General features: G+C 41.0%; 8 protein-coding genes, 1 pseudogene and 2 riboswitches. Of the genes and pseudogenes, 2 read left to right on the top strand and 7 right to left on the bottom strand.

Translation table 11 applies throughout. From position 1 onward, the window contains the following. Positions 1-353: 353 nt before the first annotated feature. From ptsG to AC59HZ_RS30660, 7 genes are all read right to left on the bottom strand, one after another. On the bottom strand, positions 354-2,423 hold the full coding sequence (gene ptsG, locus AC59HZ_RS30690) for a glucose-specific PTS transporter subunit IIBC (RefSeq protein WP_496549496.1): 2,070 nt from the start codon (positions 2,421-2,423) through the stop codon (positions 354-356). Between the two features lie 189 nt (positions 2,424-2,612). Further along, positions 2,613-3,455 (bottom strand): glucose PTS transporter transcription antiterminator GlcT, encoded by an 843-nt coding sequence (gene glcT / locus AC59HZ_RS30685; RefSeq protein ID WP_496549495.1) that lies wholly within the window; start codon positions 3,453-3,455, stop codon positions 2,613-2,615. A 149-nt stretch (positions 3,456-3,604) separates the two neighbouring features. Beyond that, a complete protein-coding gene (locus tag AC59HZ_RS30680; RefSeq protein ID WP_496549494.1) occupies positions 3,605-4,933 on the bottom strand; it encodes an NCS2 family permease in 1,329 nt (442 codons plus the stop codon). A gap of 116 nt (positions 4,934-5,049) precedes the next feature. Next, a riboswitch (purine riboswitch) is annotated at positions 5,050-5,151 on the bottom strand. 99 nt (positions 5,152-5,250) lie between these two features. Next, positions 5,251-6,771 carry a glutamine-hydrolyzing GMP synthase gene (gene guaA, locus AC59HZ_RS30675; RefSeq protein WP_496549497.1) on the bottom strand — a complete coding sequence of 507 codons (1,521 nt, stop codon included), beginning with the start codon at positions 6,769-6,771 and terminating at the stop codon, positions 5,251-5,253. Between the two features lie 143 nt (positions 6,772-6,914). After that, positions 6,915-7,016, bottom strand: a riboswitch (purine riboswitch). A gap of 40 nt (positions 7,017-7,056) precedes the next feature. After that, positions 7,057-9,270: a transglutaminase TgpA family protein gene (locus tag AC59HZ_RS30670; protein WP_496549493.1), complete on the bottom strand. Its 2,214-nt coding sequence runs from the start codon at positions 9,268-9,270 to the stop codon at positions 7,057-7,059. Then, positions 9,261-10,481, bottom strand: a complete 1,221-nt coding sequence (locus AC59HZ_RS30665) for a DUF58 domain-containing protein (protein ID WP_496549492.1) — start codon at positions 10,479-10,481, stop codon at positions 9,261-9,263. Before AC59HZ_RS30665 ends, AC59HZ_RS30670 begins: the two co-directional genes overlap by 10 nt. Next, on the bottom strand, positions 10,482-11,438 hold the full coding sequence (locus tag AC59HZ_RS30660; RefSeq protein WP_496549491.1) for an AAA family ATPase: 957 nt from the start codon (positions 11,436-11,438) through the stop codon (positions 10,482-10,484). It abuts the gene before it with no gap. Between the two features lie 312 nt (positions 11,439-11,750). On the opposite strand from AC59HZ_RS30660, the gene AC59HZ_RS30655 reads away from it, so the two are divergent. Then, positions 11,751-14,681: a fibronectin type III domain-containing protein gene (locus AC59HZ_RS30655; protein WP_496549490.1), complete on the top strand. Its 2,931-nt coding sequence runs from the start codon at positions 11,751-11,753 to the stop codon at positions 14,679-14,681. A gap of 137 nt (positions 14,682-14,818) precedes the next feature. Further along, positions 14,819-15,004, top strand: a pseudogene (locus tag AC59HZ_RS30650) (IS3 family transposase); the annotation flags it as partial. Positions 15,005-15,050 lie beyond the last annotated feature (46 nt).

Below are 15,050 nucleotides of genomic sequence, written 5' to 3'. Positions count from 1 at the left end.
TTAGGCACGCCGCCAGCGTTCGTCCTGAGCCAGGATCAAACTCTCCAAGAAAGTTGATTAGCTCATAAAATAAAACGTTGGCTCGTTTCAAAAAGAAACGAATATTATTGTTTGTTGACGTTTTTGTTTGTTTAGTTTTCAAAGAACAATCTCGTTACTTCCTTTAGAAGCAACTTTATTACTATATCACATCGCAATTTCGAAGTCAACAACTTTTTTAAGAATGTTTTTCAACATCATCATGTTGTTAACCCGTCGCTAACGACCGCTTTAATATAATAACACCCTGACAAGGGTACGTCAACAAAAAAATACAATAAAATAACCGACCCCCTCAGCGGGCCGGTTATTTCTTATTTGGTTATTTTAATAACGCCTTCTTGCTGGAGATCCACAAGACCTTCTTTTTCAATAACCACCTTTTCTCCTTCGGTTAAATTCGTGAAGACAATAGGTGTTATCGTTGAAGTGGCATGCTCTTTAATATAATCTATATCAACTTTTAATAAAGGCTGACCCTTGGTCACACGGTCGTTTTCTGATACTAACGTTTCAAAACCCTGACCTTTTAAGTTAACTGTATCAATACCAACGTGGATTAGGATTTCACGTCCGCCATCAGAAAGAATTCCAATCGCGTGTTTCGTTGGGAATAGGTTTACAATTTTCCCATCAACAGGTGAAACAACCGTTCCTTCAGCAGGTACAATCGCAAAACCGTCACCCATCATTTTCCCTGCAAAAACTTGGTCGGGCACTTCTGTAATAGCCTTAATCTCGCCTTTAATTGGAGCCACAAAAACTTCATCATTTTTACGCTCAGTTTGCAGTGCTTCAGGGTTAATTTCTTCAATCTGCTGCTCTACACCTTTTTCTGGGGCGTTAACCACAGTCGTACGTGGACGTTTTCCTTCTATTATATCTTTCATTTGACCTTTAATGGTTTCAGAACGCGGACCGAAGATCGCTTGAATATTGTTACCAACCTCAAGGACTCCTGCAGCGCCAAGTCTTTTCAATTCATTTTTATCGACATTTTTAATATCGTTTACAGAGACACGAAGACGTGTAATACATGCATCCAAATGAGCAATATTGCCTTGGCCGCCCATTGCATCTAAAATATTAGCGGCTAAATCACTTGAGCCTGCTTTGCCTGTTGGCGCTTGATTTTGTTCATCATCCAATTCACGGCCAGGCGTTTTTAAGTTAAACTTACGAATTGCAAAACGGAAGCCGAAGTAATAGATTACAGCAAACACAAGACCTACAGGAATAACGAGCCACGCATGTGTTTGCGGGTTGATTAATCCAAATAAGATATAGTCAATTAATCCACCGGAAAACGTCATCCCGATTTTTACATCTAATAGATGCATTACCATGAATGATAGTCCAGCAAAAACCGCATGGATACCAAATAGAACTGGTGCAACAAAAAGGAATGAGAATTCAATTGGTTCAGTAATACCAGTTAAGAATGATGTTAAAGCAGCTGATGCCATCAAACCGCCGACAAACTTTTTCTTTTCTGGACGTGCTTCTTGATAAATCGCTAATGCTGCAGCTGGCAGCCCAAACATCATGAATGGGAATTTACCTGTCATGAAGGTACCCGCAGTCAGGTTTTTCACATGGTCAGAAATCTGTGCCATGAAGATACGTTGGTCACCATGAACCACTTGACCCGCTTTTGTTGTATAACTACCAAATTCAAACCAGAACGGAGAATAGAAAATATGGTGTAAACCAAATGGAATTAACGCACGTTCAATCACACCAAAAACAAATGCAGAAAGAGTTAAGTTCGCATTTACCATGTTTGTCGAGAAAGAGTTCAGTCCAGATTGGATTGGCGGCCAAATAACCATCATGATTAACCCTAATATAATCGCCATTCCCGCCGTAACAATTGGAACAAAACGTTTACCTGCAAAAAATCCTAAATAGGATGGCAATTCAATCTCAAAGAACTTATTGTACATGGTTGCAGCAGTAATACCAACGATAATACCGCCAAACACTCCTGTTTGAAGTGTTGGAATACCGAGGACACTCACATAGCTTGTACCATTAATATCCTTCGCATCGATTCCTAAAACAGTTCCCATGGTTACATTCATAATCAAGTAACCAATGATCGCAGCCAGTCCAGCTGTACCTTCCCCACCTGCTAACCCTACTGCTACACCTACTGCAAACAAGAGCGGCAGGTTACCGAAAACGATATCACCGGCGTTTTTCATAACAGAAGCTACCATCGCAACTGCACTATTATCCAAGAAAGGAGCAAGGTTCAATAAAGCCGGGTTTACCAGTGCCGCCCCTAATGCGAGCAAAATCCCTGCTGCTGGTAAAAGGGCAACTGGCAGCATTAGCGCTTTACCGACTTTTTGCAAGACGCCAAAAGCATTTTTAAACATAAATATTCCTCCCGTATATCCATTTTCCAGCTCATTAAGCGTTTACATCTCTACTAAAAAAAACAAAAAAAGGCATGAGTAAAAGTTTAACTGAATGAAGATATGGGTATAGATTACCCGTAAATCCTCAAATCAATTAATACTTTTCACTCATGCCTGATCGAATCAGTAACACGTAAAAAATAATAGCTATTTAAATTTGTTTTGAAGCCTTTGTAGATGCATCGTCAGGTAAACTGCCTCTGCATCGAAAACCTTCAATTTTAATGATTGTTGCATCACTTTAATGAGCTTCCATGAAAGATTATAGCACACCGGATATTCCGCTTTCAAGAGAGAAGCAATTTTTTCTGGCTCCTCCACCTTCTCCCCTTTAACTACACGATCTATCGCAAATCGAAGGTGCCTGACAAGCCTCATATAATCAATACTTTCCTTATCAATCTCGATATCAAACTGCTCCTCTACTATTTCAACCAGCCGGCTGACAAGCTGTGAATGCTGATTGACTTCAGATAGATTCTTATTGGAAATCGCACTATGAATATGGAGCGCAATAAAACCAATCTCACCAGTCGGGAGGGAAATTCCCGTTTTTTTATTAATCAGCTCTACTACCTCTGCTGCTACTTCATACTCATGCCGGTAGAGAGCTTTCGTTTCTATTAGAAAGGGGTTATTCATTTCCATCCCCTGTGATGCCCGAGTAATCGCAAACATTAAGTGATCAGTGAGCGCGACATGGATATGTTCATTCAGCTGGGAATTTGTCCTTTGCTTAATCAAATCAATCGCAGAAATAATCACTTCTAAAAAGTCATTATCGATAAACGGAAGCAGTTTGATATAGTTCTCTTGTTCTTTTTCATTTTTTAAAACGAAAAGCTTTTCTACTGTATCAGTATCAATATAATCCCCGCGTTTCCGGTTAAACCCAATGCCTTTGCCAATTAAAACAACTTCTTCATAGGAAGGGTGTTCAGCAATTAAAACATTGTTATTTAATACTTTATCTATTAACAGCTTTGCCATACCCCTTTTCCCCATTTCCATCAGCGTAACCTTAATATTTTCATGTTATAAGAGGAAAAACAAGAAGTCAACGACGAAAATCGACAATACTATTAACAATCCTCCAGGTAAAAAAAGAACCGCGGCCTCCGCCGCAGTTCCTTTAATCATTATTTTAAGAAGATGAAGTAAAGAACAAATATCACAAAGAAGAAGTACATGATTGGGTTGATTTCTTTTGTCCGACCCTTGACGATCATTGTGATTGGGTAGAAAATAAATCCTACCGCGATACCTGTTGCAATACTATAAGACAAAGGCATCGCAATCATTGTTAAGAAAGCTGGAACAGCAATTTCGAAATTCTTCCAGTCAATTTTTCCCAAAGAAGAAACCATAAGGACACCAACGATGATAAGGGCAGGTGCTGTAACTGGTGCTGTAACAACAGATAATAACGGGAAGAAGAATAGTGATAAGATAAATAGTCCGGCTGTTACTAATGAAGCAAAACCAGTTCTCGCACCAGACGCTACCCCTGCTGATGACTCAATATATGAAGTTGTAGTTGATGTACCAAGAACTGCTCCAACACCGGAAGCAATCGAATCTGCAAGCAACGCTTTTCCTGCATTCGGAAGCTTATTATCCTTCATAAGTCCTGCTTGATTAGCCACAGCCACAAGTGTTCCTGCGTTATCAAAGAAATCAACAAACAAGAATGTCAGGATAATACCAAGCATAGAGGTTGTGTAAAAAGAACTGTCTCCGAAAGAGGAGAAGGCCGCGCCAAACGTCGGCGATAAGCTTGGAACACTATCAACCACTTTACCAGGCATTTTGATTTCACCGAAAATCATCCCAACAATGACCGTAAGAATCATACCATAAAATACTGCACCCTTGATTCCTCTAGTCATCATGATTACCGTTACCACAATACCAAAAATAGCAAGTAATGCTTCTGGGGATGACAAGTCACCAAGTCCTACTAATGTCGCATCGTTATTCACTACAATCTTGGCATTTTGTAAACCAATAAACGTGATAAATAAGCCAATTCCAGCACCCACTGCGTGTTTTAAATCAACAGGAATTGCATTAATGATTTTTTCACGAAGTCCTGTCAACGTTAAGATGAAGAAAAACACTGCGGAAATCAACACGGCACCAAGTGCATGCTGCCAAGGAATTCCACTTCCTAAAACGACTGTATAAGCAAAAAATGCATTTAATCCCATACCTGGCGCTAATGCCAGCGGGTACTTCCCTAACAGACCCATAATTATGGATCCCAAGGCAGATGCTAATGCTGTTGCGACAAATACTGCACCGTAATCCATTCTCAAGTCCGCTGGAAAATCCTTCACCGAAGCAAGTGATAAGGTTAACGGGTTAACGACTAAAATATATGCCATTGCTAAAAAGGTGGTCAATCCGCCGATAAACTCGCGGCGATAATTCGTACCTAATTTTTCAAACTCAAAATACTTGTGCATTTCTTTTCCCCCCGTGGAAAAAATTTCTCTTTATATTATACGAAAAAAAGCTCCGGTATATTCTACCGGAGCTTGACTCTAGGCTGTGTAAAATAGAGAGGAAAAGAAATGCCTCTTTATTCAAAACACTGCCTCGTAGTCAAGCCATTTACGGTAGCTCGGTAGAAACTTTTGGGCCATATCCCCAAGATTATACGATGCAATATAATAAGTTCGTTGTTTACGTTTTTTATTTTAACAGGGCATATTCATTTTGTAAACAAAAAATACGAACATTGTTATAGTAAAAAATAACAATGTTCGTATTTTGGCATTTCCTATTCCCACTCAATGGTTGCAGGCGGCTTGCTGGTAATATCGTAGACCACCCGGTTTATATGTGCTACCTCGTTTACAATGCGGGTTGAGATTTTCTCAAGCACATCCCACGGGATCCGCGCCCAGTCAGAAGTCATCCCATCAATCGAAGTGACCGCCCGAATACCGATTGTATAATCATATGTCCGCGTATCACCCATTACACCAACACTGCGGATGTCCGGAAGCACAGTGAAGTATTGCCAAATGTCACGGTCGAGCCCGGCCTTTTTAATTTCTTCACGGAGAATCCAGTCGGATTCACGTACGATTTCAAGCTTATCCTCCGAAATGGCCCCTAACACACGAATGCCAAGGCCAGGACCAGGGAACGGCTGTCTCCAGACAATATCGTCCGGAATGCCAAGCTCAGTGCCAAGAGCGCGAACCTCATCTTTAAATAACGTGTTTAATGGTTCAATTAATTTAAACTGCATATCTTCCGGCAGGCCGCCTACATTATGATGCGACTTAATCGTTTGCGCCGTTGCAGTTCCGCTTTCGATGATATCGGTATAAAGCGTTCCCTGTGCGAGGTACTCGATTCCCTCAAGTTTCGTCGCTTCATCATCAAATACATAAATAAATTCATTTCCGATAATCTTCCGCTTCTTCTCCGGATCGGAAACACCCTCAAGCTTCGATAAGAAACGGTCTTTAGCATCAACCTTAATGACATTCATATGGAAGCCTTCTGAAAAAGTCTTCATAACACTATCTGCCTCATTTTTACGAAGCAGTCCGTGGTCGACAAAAATACAAGTCAACTGATCTCCGATAGCTTTATGAATCAAAACGGCTACTACAGATGAGTCTACTCCGCCGCTTAAAGCGCAAAGCACTTTCTTATCGCCAACAGTTTCTCGAATTTTCGCCATTTCCATTTCAATGAAGTTATTCATCGACCAATCGCCAGCGCAATCACAAATGTTAAACACAAAATTCTTTAGTAGGTCATTTCCATAAACGGAATGACGTACTTCTGGATGAAATTGAACTGCATAAAGTTTTCTTGCTTCATCACTCATTGCCGCAATAGGACAGTGAGGATTTGTACCATCAACGTTAAAACCTTTTGGTGCTTCTACCACAAGATCCCCATGGCTCATCCAAACAACTTGCTCGTCAGGCAGGCCAGCAAAAATAGCTGTCTGATTTTGAATTTTCATTGTGGCTTTTCCGTATTCCCGCTGCTTTGCTTTTTCCACTTTTCCATCGAAATGAACGGTCATTAACTGCATGCCGTAACAAATACCCAGAATAGGCAGACCCATTTCAAAAATTTCCTCATCGCAGCGGAATGAGTTTTCATCATAGACGCTGTTCGGACCACCTGAAAAAATAATCCCCTTAGGGTTCATTTGGCGGATTTCCTCTGCTGTAATCGTATGCGGATGGAGCTCGCTGTAGACGCCAAACTCACGAATCCGGCGTGTAATCAATTGATTATATTGGCTTCCAAAATCTAAAACAACAATCATATCATGTTTTTCAGTCAAAACGGCCACCTCAATTTGTTCAAATTTATTTTAGTATTTGCTACAAGTAAATAAAAAAAACTAGAATTCTCCCCTCGAACGAATCTCAGGAAGGCAGAATTCTAGTTTTCTCATAAAAATCACTCACAGAAAAATTCTGCCTTCATAGTCAGGCCATTTATGGCGGCCCGGTAGAGACTCTCGAACCCTATTATCGAGGATATATGAAGGTAAAAATGCGTACCCTATTAAATTAAAACATATTGTATCAATAGGATGTTTTTCTGGTCAAGCGATTGTCTTTTTAATTAAATTTTCCCACAATTTACGCGATTCCCTCCAGCTGCCCTGCGGAAGATTTTGATGATACAAATATTGCTCGTAACTGGCAGTCAGCCGTGTCATTTCCCTTGTCGAAAAAAACGAATCGACATACCGTGCATAGTTCCTTAGTGTTTGATTGTCCTTTCGTTTTAATCCATAGCGCTCCAGCTGACTCAATAAAATCAAATAGGCTTCCGCAATATTGTCATCTTTTTTCTTGAACCTATAGCTCATCAAAACGAGATATGGAAACCATTTACCGCGAATCCGATATAGAATTCCTCCTATAACCGCGAGTAAGATCACGGCCAAAACCAGTAACTTCCAGTTCCCTATCCAAAACAATTTCACCTGGTTCCAAACCGTTTGGAAATCAAAGGAGTTTTCCTTCTTCACCGGATTATCCTCAATTTTCTCCTGCTGAGGTTTTTTCACTGGAGCCGGAGTTGAGGATTGGTTGCCTGAAGAAGATTGTCCTTTTCCATAATCAATAGTGAGTTCATTTGAAAACCCCTTTGTCGGCTCAAAAGCGACCCATCCTTGATTTGGAAAAAATACCTCAACCCAGGAATGGGCATTGTTGTTGGTTACTTCGTATATTTGATTTCCCGAGTTTTCCGTACTATATTTGATAAAATCCCCGCCCGTGAAACCCTTAATCCAGCGGGTCGGAATACCAATTGATCTCAGCATAACAGCCATCGAAGACGAGAAATTGTCGCAATAGCCTCGTTTTGTATCAAACAAAAATTGATCGACATAATCCTCTGCAGGCCCTGGTACAGCAACATTTTTTTGATCATACGTATATTCTGTATTCCCAAAATAACTTTCAATTGCTTTTGCTTTGTCAAACCAGTTCGTTTTACCATTGGTGATTTTTCCGGCTAATTCCTTCACCCTGGGCGGCAGCTCCTGTGGTACCTGCGTATATTGTTGATAAAATTCCTGACTCATTTCTTCGGGATTATAGCCGGCTGTCACCCGCAAATCCGAAGCCTTATATTTAGGTACAGCAAATTCTAAATTAAATATCTGTGGAACTTGAGGGCGATTATCATTTTTTAAAAAGCTGATTCTTTCATTGGCTGTATCAATCATAAATTGATTTCCCTTTGGGTCATCAGGCAGGATATTGATTATCTTTTTTATTCCTGCTGGGTACATAATATAGTTGTACTTATAGTTCACATGTGTGTTGACACGAACCGTTTCCTTAATGGTCTCAACCTTTTGCGGGAAAGAATAGACAGGAACCAAGTCCTCCTGTCGAAAAGGAATCGGCGTTGTCCCTGAGGTAATCCAGCCTTTACCTGTATACGTATCTTTTGTTTCCATTTTCCAATAATTCTTTCCATTCCCATCGTACATGAATACAGGATTGGCATCCCCGATAAACGGACCGCCTAATGCGGAGTCATCCTCTCCATATCCAATTCGATGCGGGCCAGCCGCATCCTTTCCGCCCTTATCTTGAGCTGCAGTTAAATATGGGACAGGATCAGGCCAAATCGGTGCTGCCTTTGGTGCAGCAATGCCAACCAGTACGCTGAAGGCTATCATTACTGCAAGTGGAACCATCCATTTTCGCAAAAAAGATGCCTCACTATTGACCTTTTCTTTTTGCAGGATTCGGAAAAACGTCAGCATGCCCATCACAGCAAATCCAACGACCACTGTTCTAACAATCGCTATTTTTGCGTTGTATGGCGAAAACGTATCCAACACCGTAATATAAACTAAGGTTAAGAAGAAAAAGATAAAAATTTGTTTTCGGTTTAAAAGCCAATAATGGATCAAATACACCATCAACCACAACAAAATAAAAAATAAGAACGTCCGAAATTCACTCGATAAATCATTCCAGTTTCTTGACACGATCAGCCCTAGGTTATCAGCCACATCGCCAAGAAATACCTTCAACCAGCTAAACTGGAAAAACCCAGCATCATAGTAGAAATGATTAAGAGAATACAGGATAAAGATCAGTTTAATGATGGATTGCCAAAACCATTTCATTTGAAAAAAAGAAAGGGAGAAGGAGATGGCCAAAAAGATAATAAACGTTTCGATATTAGCGGTATCGGTTAATTGTTCAATAGGCCGCAGCCATTCCCATAAAAGCAGGAAACCAAATACATATAAAAGAAATGAAGGTAGGTCCCTTCTCATGACCATATGCTCACCTCCGAAAAGGCCGAGGTAAATTCGCCATCATGAATCATGATCACTCGGACCCCGCGGGCATACGCAAGGGCAATCAATGATCGTTCGTTTTCCGATGGCGCTTCTTTCTGACCCTTTATGAGAAAGAGAGTAATCGACCCCTTTCTTTGTCCAAGAAAACTCGCTTTTTCAATTAGGGGTTTCGTCAATTGCGCCGTGACAAGCATATAGGAGACGGCTTGTTGGATAAAAAGACTGTCAGTTTCCAGCACTTTATCAAACGAGGCAAAACTTTTGGCCTCTATTTTAGCAAGATGATAAAACAGCTCCTGAAGATGCTGCTCACCGCCGCGGATTGGAAAAGAGGCTCTTTCTTTGCTGCTGGTTAACAGCCCGGTTTGCGCTCCTTTTTTCAAGATGGCGCGAATAAGGGAAGCGGTAAAGGAAACGACTGGCTCAAAGTGCTTATCGGGCACGCAATCCATAACCACAAAGACATCATGGGACTGCCGCTGCTCAAATTCCTTCGTCATGATCTCGCCCCGCTTTGCGGAGGCTTTCCAGTTAATCCAGGAGAAGCGGTCGCCCGGCTGATAATCTCTTACGCCAACCGCCATTGAGGTGTCCCGCTGCACCCGCTCACGGGATGCGGTCAGCCCTTGATCGTATTGGTTTTCAAACGGGCGGTATAATAGCTCGGTATAAGCAGGATAGACAATTATTTTGTTTTCCTTTTCAAAGGTTTTTTCTTTTTGAAATAAACCGAGCGGATCACCAATTTTCAAAGTAAAGGTTTCGAAAAAATGCTCTCCCCTTGGCAGTTCATGGATGATATATTCATAGGAAAATTCCTTCTTCATCCCCGGCAGCAACAGTGCTTTCGGGGCTTTTAGCTGCTGAGCATATTTTAACGCCTCATCCAAATGATCTTCGATCAGTAAATAAAATAACGGAAAACCTTTCGATCTTTTAATTTGGACGTTCACTTTTAACTGTTCACCTGCATTGTAATCAGTTTTAGGTATTATTCTGGTCACTTCAAGCTCATTCATCGAGTAAATGGACAGGGCCACACAGTAAATTGCAAATGGAAGAAAGCTATAGAATAAAAACCAGCTGACAAATCCTCCTTGGAACATCGCATAGGAGAAGGTTAAAAGAATCAGTAACAATAGCAAAACAAATTTCCAAGCTTTTTTTATTAGGTGAAATAGTTTTTTCATTTATTTCACAAGCCTTCGAACCGGTACAGGAACACGTGTAACCACTCTGCTCACAATTTCTTCTGCAGATATCCCTTCGAATTTTGCCTCTGATTTTAAAATAATCCGGTGGGATAAAACGAATGGCGCTAAATATTGAATATCATCCGGCAGGACATAATCACGGCCGAACATATAAGCATAAGCCTGGGCTGCTTTCATTAAAGCGATGGATCCGCGGGGACTTGCACCTAAGTAGACGCTGCCATGACCTCTTGTACGATTAACGATGTCGACAATATAGCGCTTAATGGTATCATCCACAAATACGTCTTTAATTTCTTTTTGAAGGTCAAGTAAACCTTCGAGGTCAATTACTGGCTCTAAGTCCTCGATTGGCGGAACCTTTTGTGCCCGGTTCAACACTTCTATTTCCTCTGCCAAATCCGGATAGCCCATTTTCATTTTTAATAAAAAGCGGTCGAGCTGTGCTTCCGGAAGCGGATATGTACCCTCGTACTCGATTGGGTTCTGTGTCGCCATAACAAAAAACGGCTTTTTCAACTTATGGGTCACGCCATCGATTGTGACGCTCGCTTCCTCCATCCCTTCGAGCAGCGCCGATTGGGTTTTTGGCGAGGTCCGGTTGATTTCATCGGCAAGAATAATATTCCCCATGAGCGGACCTGGGCGGAATTGGAATTCCATTTCTTTCGGATTGTAAATGGACACGCCGGTAACGTCGGATGGCAGCAGGTCCGGGGTGAATTGGATTCGACGGAAGTTGGCATTCACTGATTTTGCCAAGGCGCGAACCATCATCGTTTTTCCGACACCTGGTACGTCTTCTAATAAAACATGGCCTCCCGAAAGCAAAGCCACGAGGCTTAGTTCTGCTACATTTCTTTTTCCAATCATGACTTTTTCAATATTTAAAAGGATCTTTTCGATTGTGGGATTCATTTGTTCGTGGGCCATTGTTGATTCCTCCTCTAAATTAAAGACCAATTTTTGGCATCAGTTATTTATATTCGATTTCGCGCGGGAAAAATCCTGTTTAGGAGGACACAGAATATTCAAATTCTGTACTATCTTTGACCTTAGCGCTGATGATCCAGCTTCAATCTGAACCTATAAATATTGAGAAAATATTAAAATATCTAACAATAATCTAAAAATCTTTCATTATTTATGAAAACGGTTTCAACTATAATGGGGGGTATATCTTTAAGAAAGGAGGTTTAGGAAAGTACATTGCTTCACAAAAGACATTTGAAAGGTGGTAGAAAAGTGAAGAGATTTAGAGTAGGATCGTCAATTTTTCTAATCTTATTACTCGTATTCGGCAGCATTAGTTCAGCACCGCATGCAGAAACAGGAGCACCTGCATCTCCTGAAAACTTACAGATACCAACCCTGGCTTTTGACGAGGACAGCATAACCCTAGTCTGGGAAAAACCTAAAAATTACAGAGATATTGTGGATTTTAATGTCTATATGAATGGGAAGAAAATTGGCAGTGCCTTACAAGATAACAGCGGCACAGCAAAAACCTATATTGATAATTTTTATAAAAATATAGACAAAGACGATTTCCATGTAAAAATTCTCATTCATAATTTCACCGTTGAACATTTGAAACCAAATAAATCATATGAATTCTATGTCACTTCTGTAAATGCAGCTGGTGTGGAGTCAGCGCCTTCCAATAAGGTTACAGGAAAAACCACTCCTGTCCCTGAAGTTTTCAATATTGTGGATTTTGGTGCCACACCGAACGATGATTCAAAGGATACAGAAGCTATTCAGGCGGCTATTAATGCGGCGACACCTGGAGCAAAAGTTGTAATACCAGAGGGCAAGTTTATCTCTGGAGCAATATGGCTTAAATCTGATATGACCTTACAAGTAGATGGTTATTTACTTGGCTCTTCAAACCCCGAAGATTACAGCCGAAATTTTTGGGTCTATGATTACTCCACAGATGAACGTTCTTACGCCCTAATAAATGCTCACACCTATGATTATGGCAGCCTTAAGAATATCCGTATTGTTGGAGAGGGGACCATCGATGGAAATGGTTGGAAACAGGATCCGAATTCTCCAACCATTGATGAAGCAGGGAATGAACTTCCTCGATTAATGGCTGGAAATAACTCAAAAGTAACCGGAGATGTAACAGTTGAGAATGGAAAAATGAGTCCGTTAGACCTTGCCTCTTCCAATACATATGGGATTTTGGCAGCAGCTCAAACTTATGCAGCTCAAGTGGACGGTATGAATGCTAAGTCTGCCTATTCTACACGTTCTAACCTGATAACCGTACGCGGTGTGGACGGGATGTATTATGAAGGGATTACCCAGCTGAATCCTTCCTTCCATGGGATTGTTAATCTTCATAGTAAAAACATTGTCGTAAACGGCACGACCGCCAAAACATACGATGCCAATAATGCCGATGGATTTGAGTTCGGTGATTCCCAGAACATCATGGTATTCAATAATTTTGTAGATACCGGAGATGATGCGATTAACTTTGCGGCAGGCATGGGACAAGCCGCAGACGGAGAAGAGCCTACCGGAGAGGCCTGGATCTTTAATAACTATATTCGAGAAGGCCATGGCGGAGTGGTAACAGGAAGCCATACTGGCAGCTGGATCCAAGACTTTTTAATCGAAGATAACATCATGTATAAAACTGACGTTGGTCTTCGTGCCAAAACGAATACACCTATGGGCGGCGGAGCAAGAGAGATTCTGTTCAGAGATAATGCATTAGAAGGCATTGATGGGGATGGTCCTTTTGTGTTCACTTCTTCCTATGAAGATGCAAATGCAGCTATTCAATATGAACCAGCTCAGCAGATTTCTCAGTTCAAGGATATAAAAATTGAGAACTCAACTGTTCGTAATCAGGGAGGCAGCAAGAAACAATCCATCCTCGTCCAGGGGAATAGTGATGTTGGTGAGGTCTATCATGAAAACATTACTTTTAAAGATGTGAAGTTTGATAATGTCTTCTCAACCAACTTAAATTACGCCAAGGATTTAAAATTTATCAATGTATCCTTTACAAACGTTAAAGACAATAACGGTAATCCGTGGAGAATTAGCAACTCTACCGGTCTTGCTTTTGAAAATGCAACCGTAGCACCTAGCAATGCGGCGGTAAAACCTCAATGGTCCGAAAACGCGGTAGTTGAAGCAAAATCTTCAGAAGATGGAAAGAGCGTTACATTAACTTGGGATGCAGCTTCTGACGATACAGGTGTCACTGGTTATACCATCTATAAGAATGAGGAAAAAGTTGGAGCAAAATATACGACTACTAATCAAACAAGCTTCACTGTAGCCGGACTGACTCCAGGTAAGGTGTATACGTTTAAGGTAGAAGCGGTGGATGCCACGGGTAATCGTACTTCTGATGGCCCAAAAGCCAATGTAACGACGGCTGGAGTACCTGACGAAACCGCACCAGTCCTGCCTGCCAATACTGAACTCACGGAACCGACTACAACAATTCCTGCGATTGATACCTTTAGCGGCATAGGAGCAGAAGTAGTTTACCCAGGATTTACTTGGGCTTCCGTCGAGTGGGAGATGGCAAGTGATGACACAGGAATTGCCGGCTATAATGTGTATGCAAATGGTGAACTCCGTGGATTTGCCACATCGAACAAGTATACACTATTAAACCTTCAGCCAGGAACAACTTATGAAATTAAAGTGGAGGCTGTCGATTTAGCAGGAAACAAGACACCATACAACAGTTCACTTCAACTCAAAACAGCTGTCCCATATGCAATTGGGGCTCCATCCTTTGACGGCGACTTAAAGGCTGCCATTAGAAAAGATGGCAATAGTGTTTTCCTCTCTTGGAACCCGGCAACAGCAGTCAATCAAAAAGTAATCGGCTATCGTGTATATGTCAACGGACAACCAATTAATCCAGAAGGGGTTGCCTTTACACCAATTAATGGGGAAATGACAACATCGGAAACAAATTACACCGTTACAGGCCTTAAACAAGGGAAAGTCTATACATTTAAAGTAGAAGCAGTTGGACGTGGAATCAAATATTCAAAAAGAGAAAGACTCTCAGATGTGTTTCCTAACGGTCTTGAACCTGTTACTGGCTATCGCTGGAGCGGTTCTGGCCCAAGTAAAACGATCCACCTCATACCTGGCGCTGCGGTGAGTGCAGAAGCAAAATCAAAGTGATAAGAAGACTACCTCCTTTATAAAATGTACCCTATAGTGTAGACACATAAAAAAGTCTACCTATAGGGTAGAAAAAATGGGGACTGGAGAAAATCATGAGTAAAAAAGTTTTTACAGAGAAAGAGATTAAGCTGCTTCCACAAGAATCCTTCTTTGGGCATTTTAAGGACGAGGCCCATATTAAACGATGTACGACTCTAGAGGAATTAAAACATTAAATTAAGCAATATATGATTTATTACAATAACTACAGATATCAATGGAATTTAAAAAAGATGACCCCTGTTCAGTACGAGGGCACTGAAAAAGTCCAATATTTATAAAAGGCAGTTGAAAGTTCAATGAACTTTCAACTGCCTTTTTACTTTA

It is taken from the genome of Neobacillus sp. DZ-9 (assembly GCF_059587065.1).
Note: the sequence above shows the minus strand (reverse complement) of the source record. Positions and strands in the feature narration are given on the sequence as shown.

Bases quoted from the DNA above. Each gene is read 5' to 3' on its own strand.
- AC59HZ_RS30670 (WP_496549493.1), bottom strand. From the start codon at position 9,270: ATGGTCATGAGAAGGGACCTACCTTCATTTCTTTTATATGTATTTGGT.
- ptsG (WP_496549496.1), bottom strand. From the start codon at position 2,423: ATGTTTAAAAATGCTTTTGGCGTCTTGCAAAAAGTCGGTAAAGCGCTA.
- AC59HZ_RS30665 (WP_496549492.1), bottom strand. From the start codon at position 10,481: ATGAAAAAACTATTTCACCTAATAAAAAAAGCTTGGAAATTTGTTTTG.
- AC59HZ_RS30680 (WP_496549494.1), bottom strand. From the start codon at position 4,933: ATGCACAAGTATTTTGAGTTTGAAAAATTAGGTACGAATTATCGCCGC.
- AC59HZ_RS30660 (WP_496549491.1), bottom strand. From the start codon at position 11,438: ATGGCCCACGAACAAATGAATCCCACAATCGAAAAGATCCTTTTAAAT.
- guaA (WP_496549497.1), bottom strand. From the start codon at position 6,771: ATGATTGTTGTTTTAGATTTTGGAAGCCAATATAATCAATTGATTACA.
- glcT (WP_496549495.1), bottom strand. From the start codon at position 3,455: ATGGCAAAGCTGTTAATAGATAAAGTATTAAATAACAATGTTTTAATT.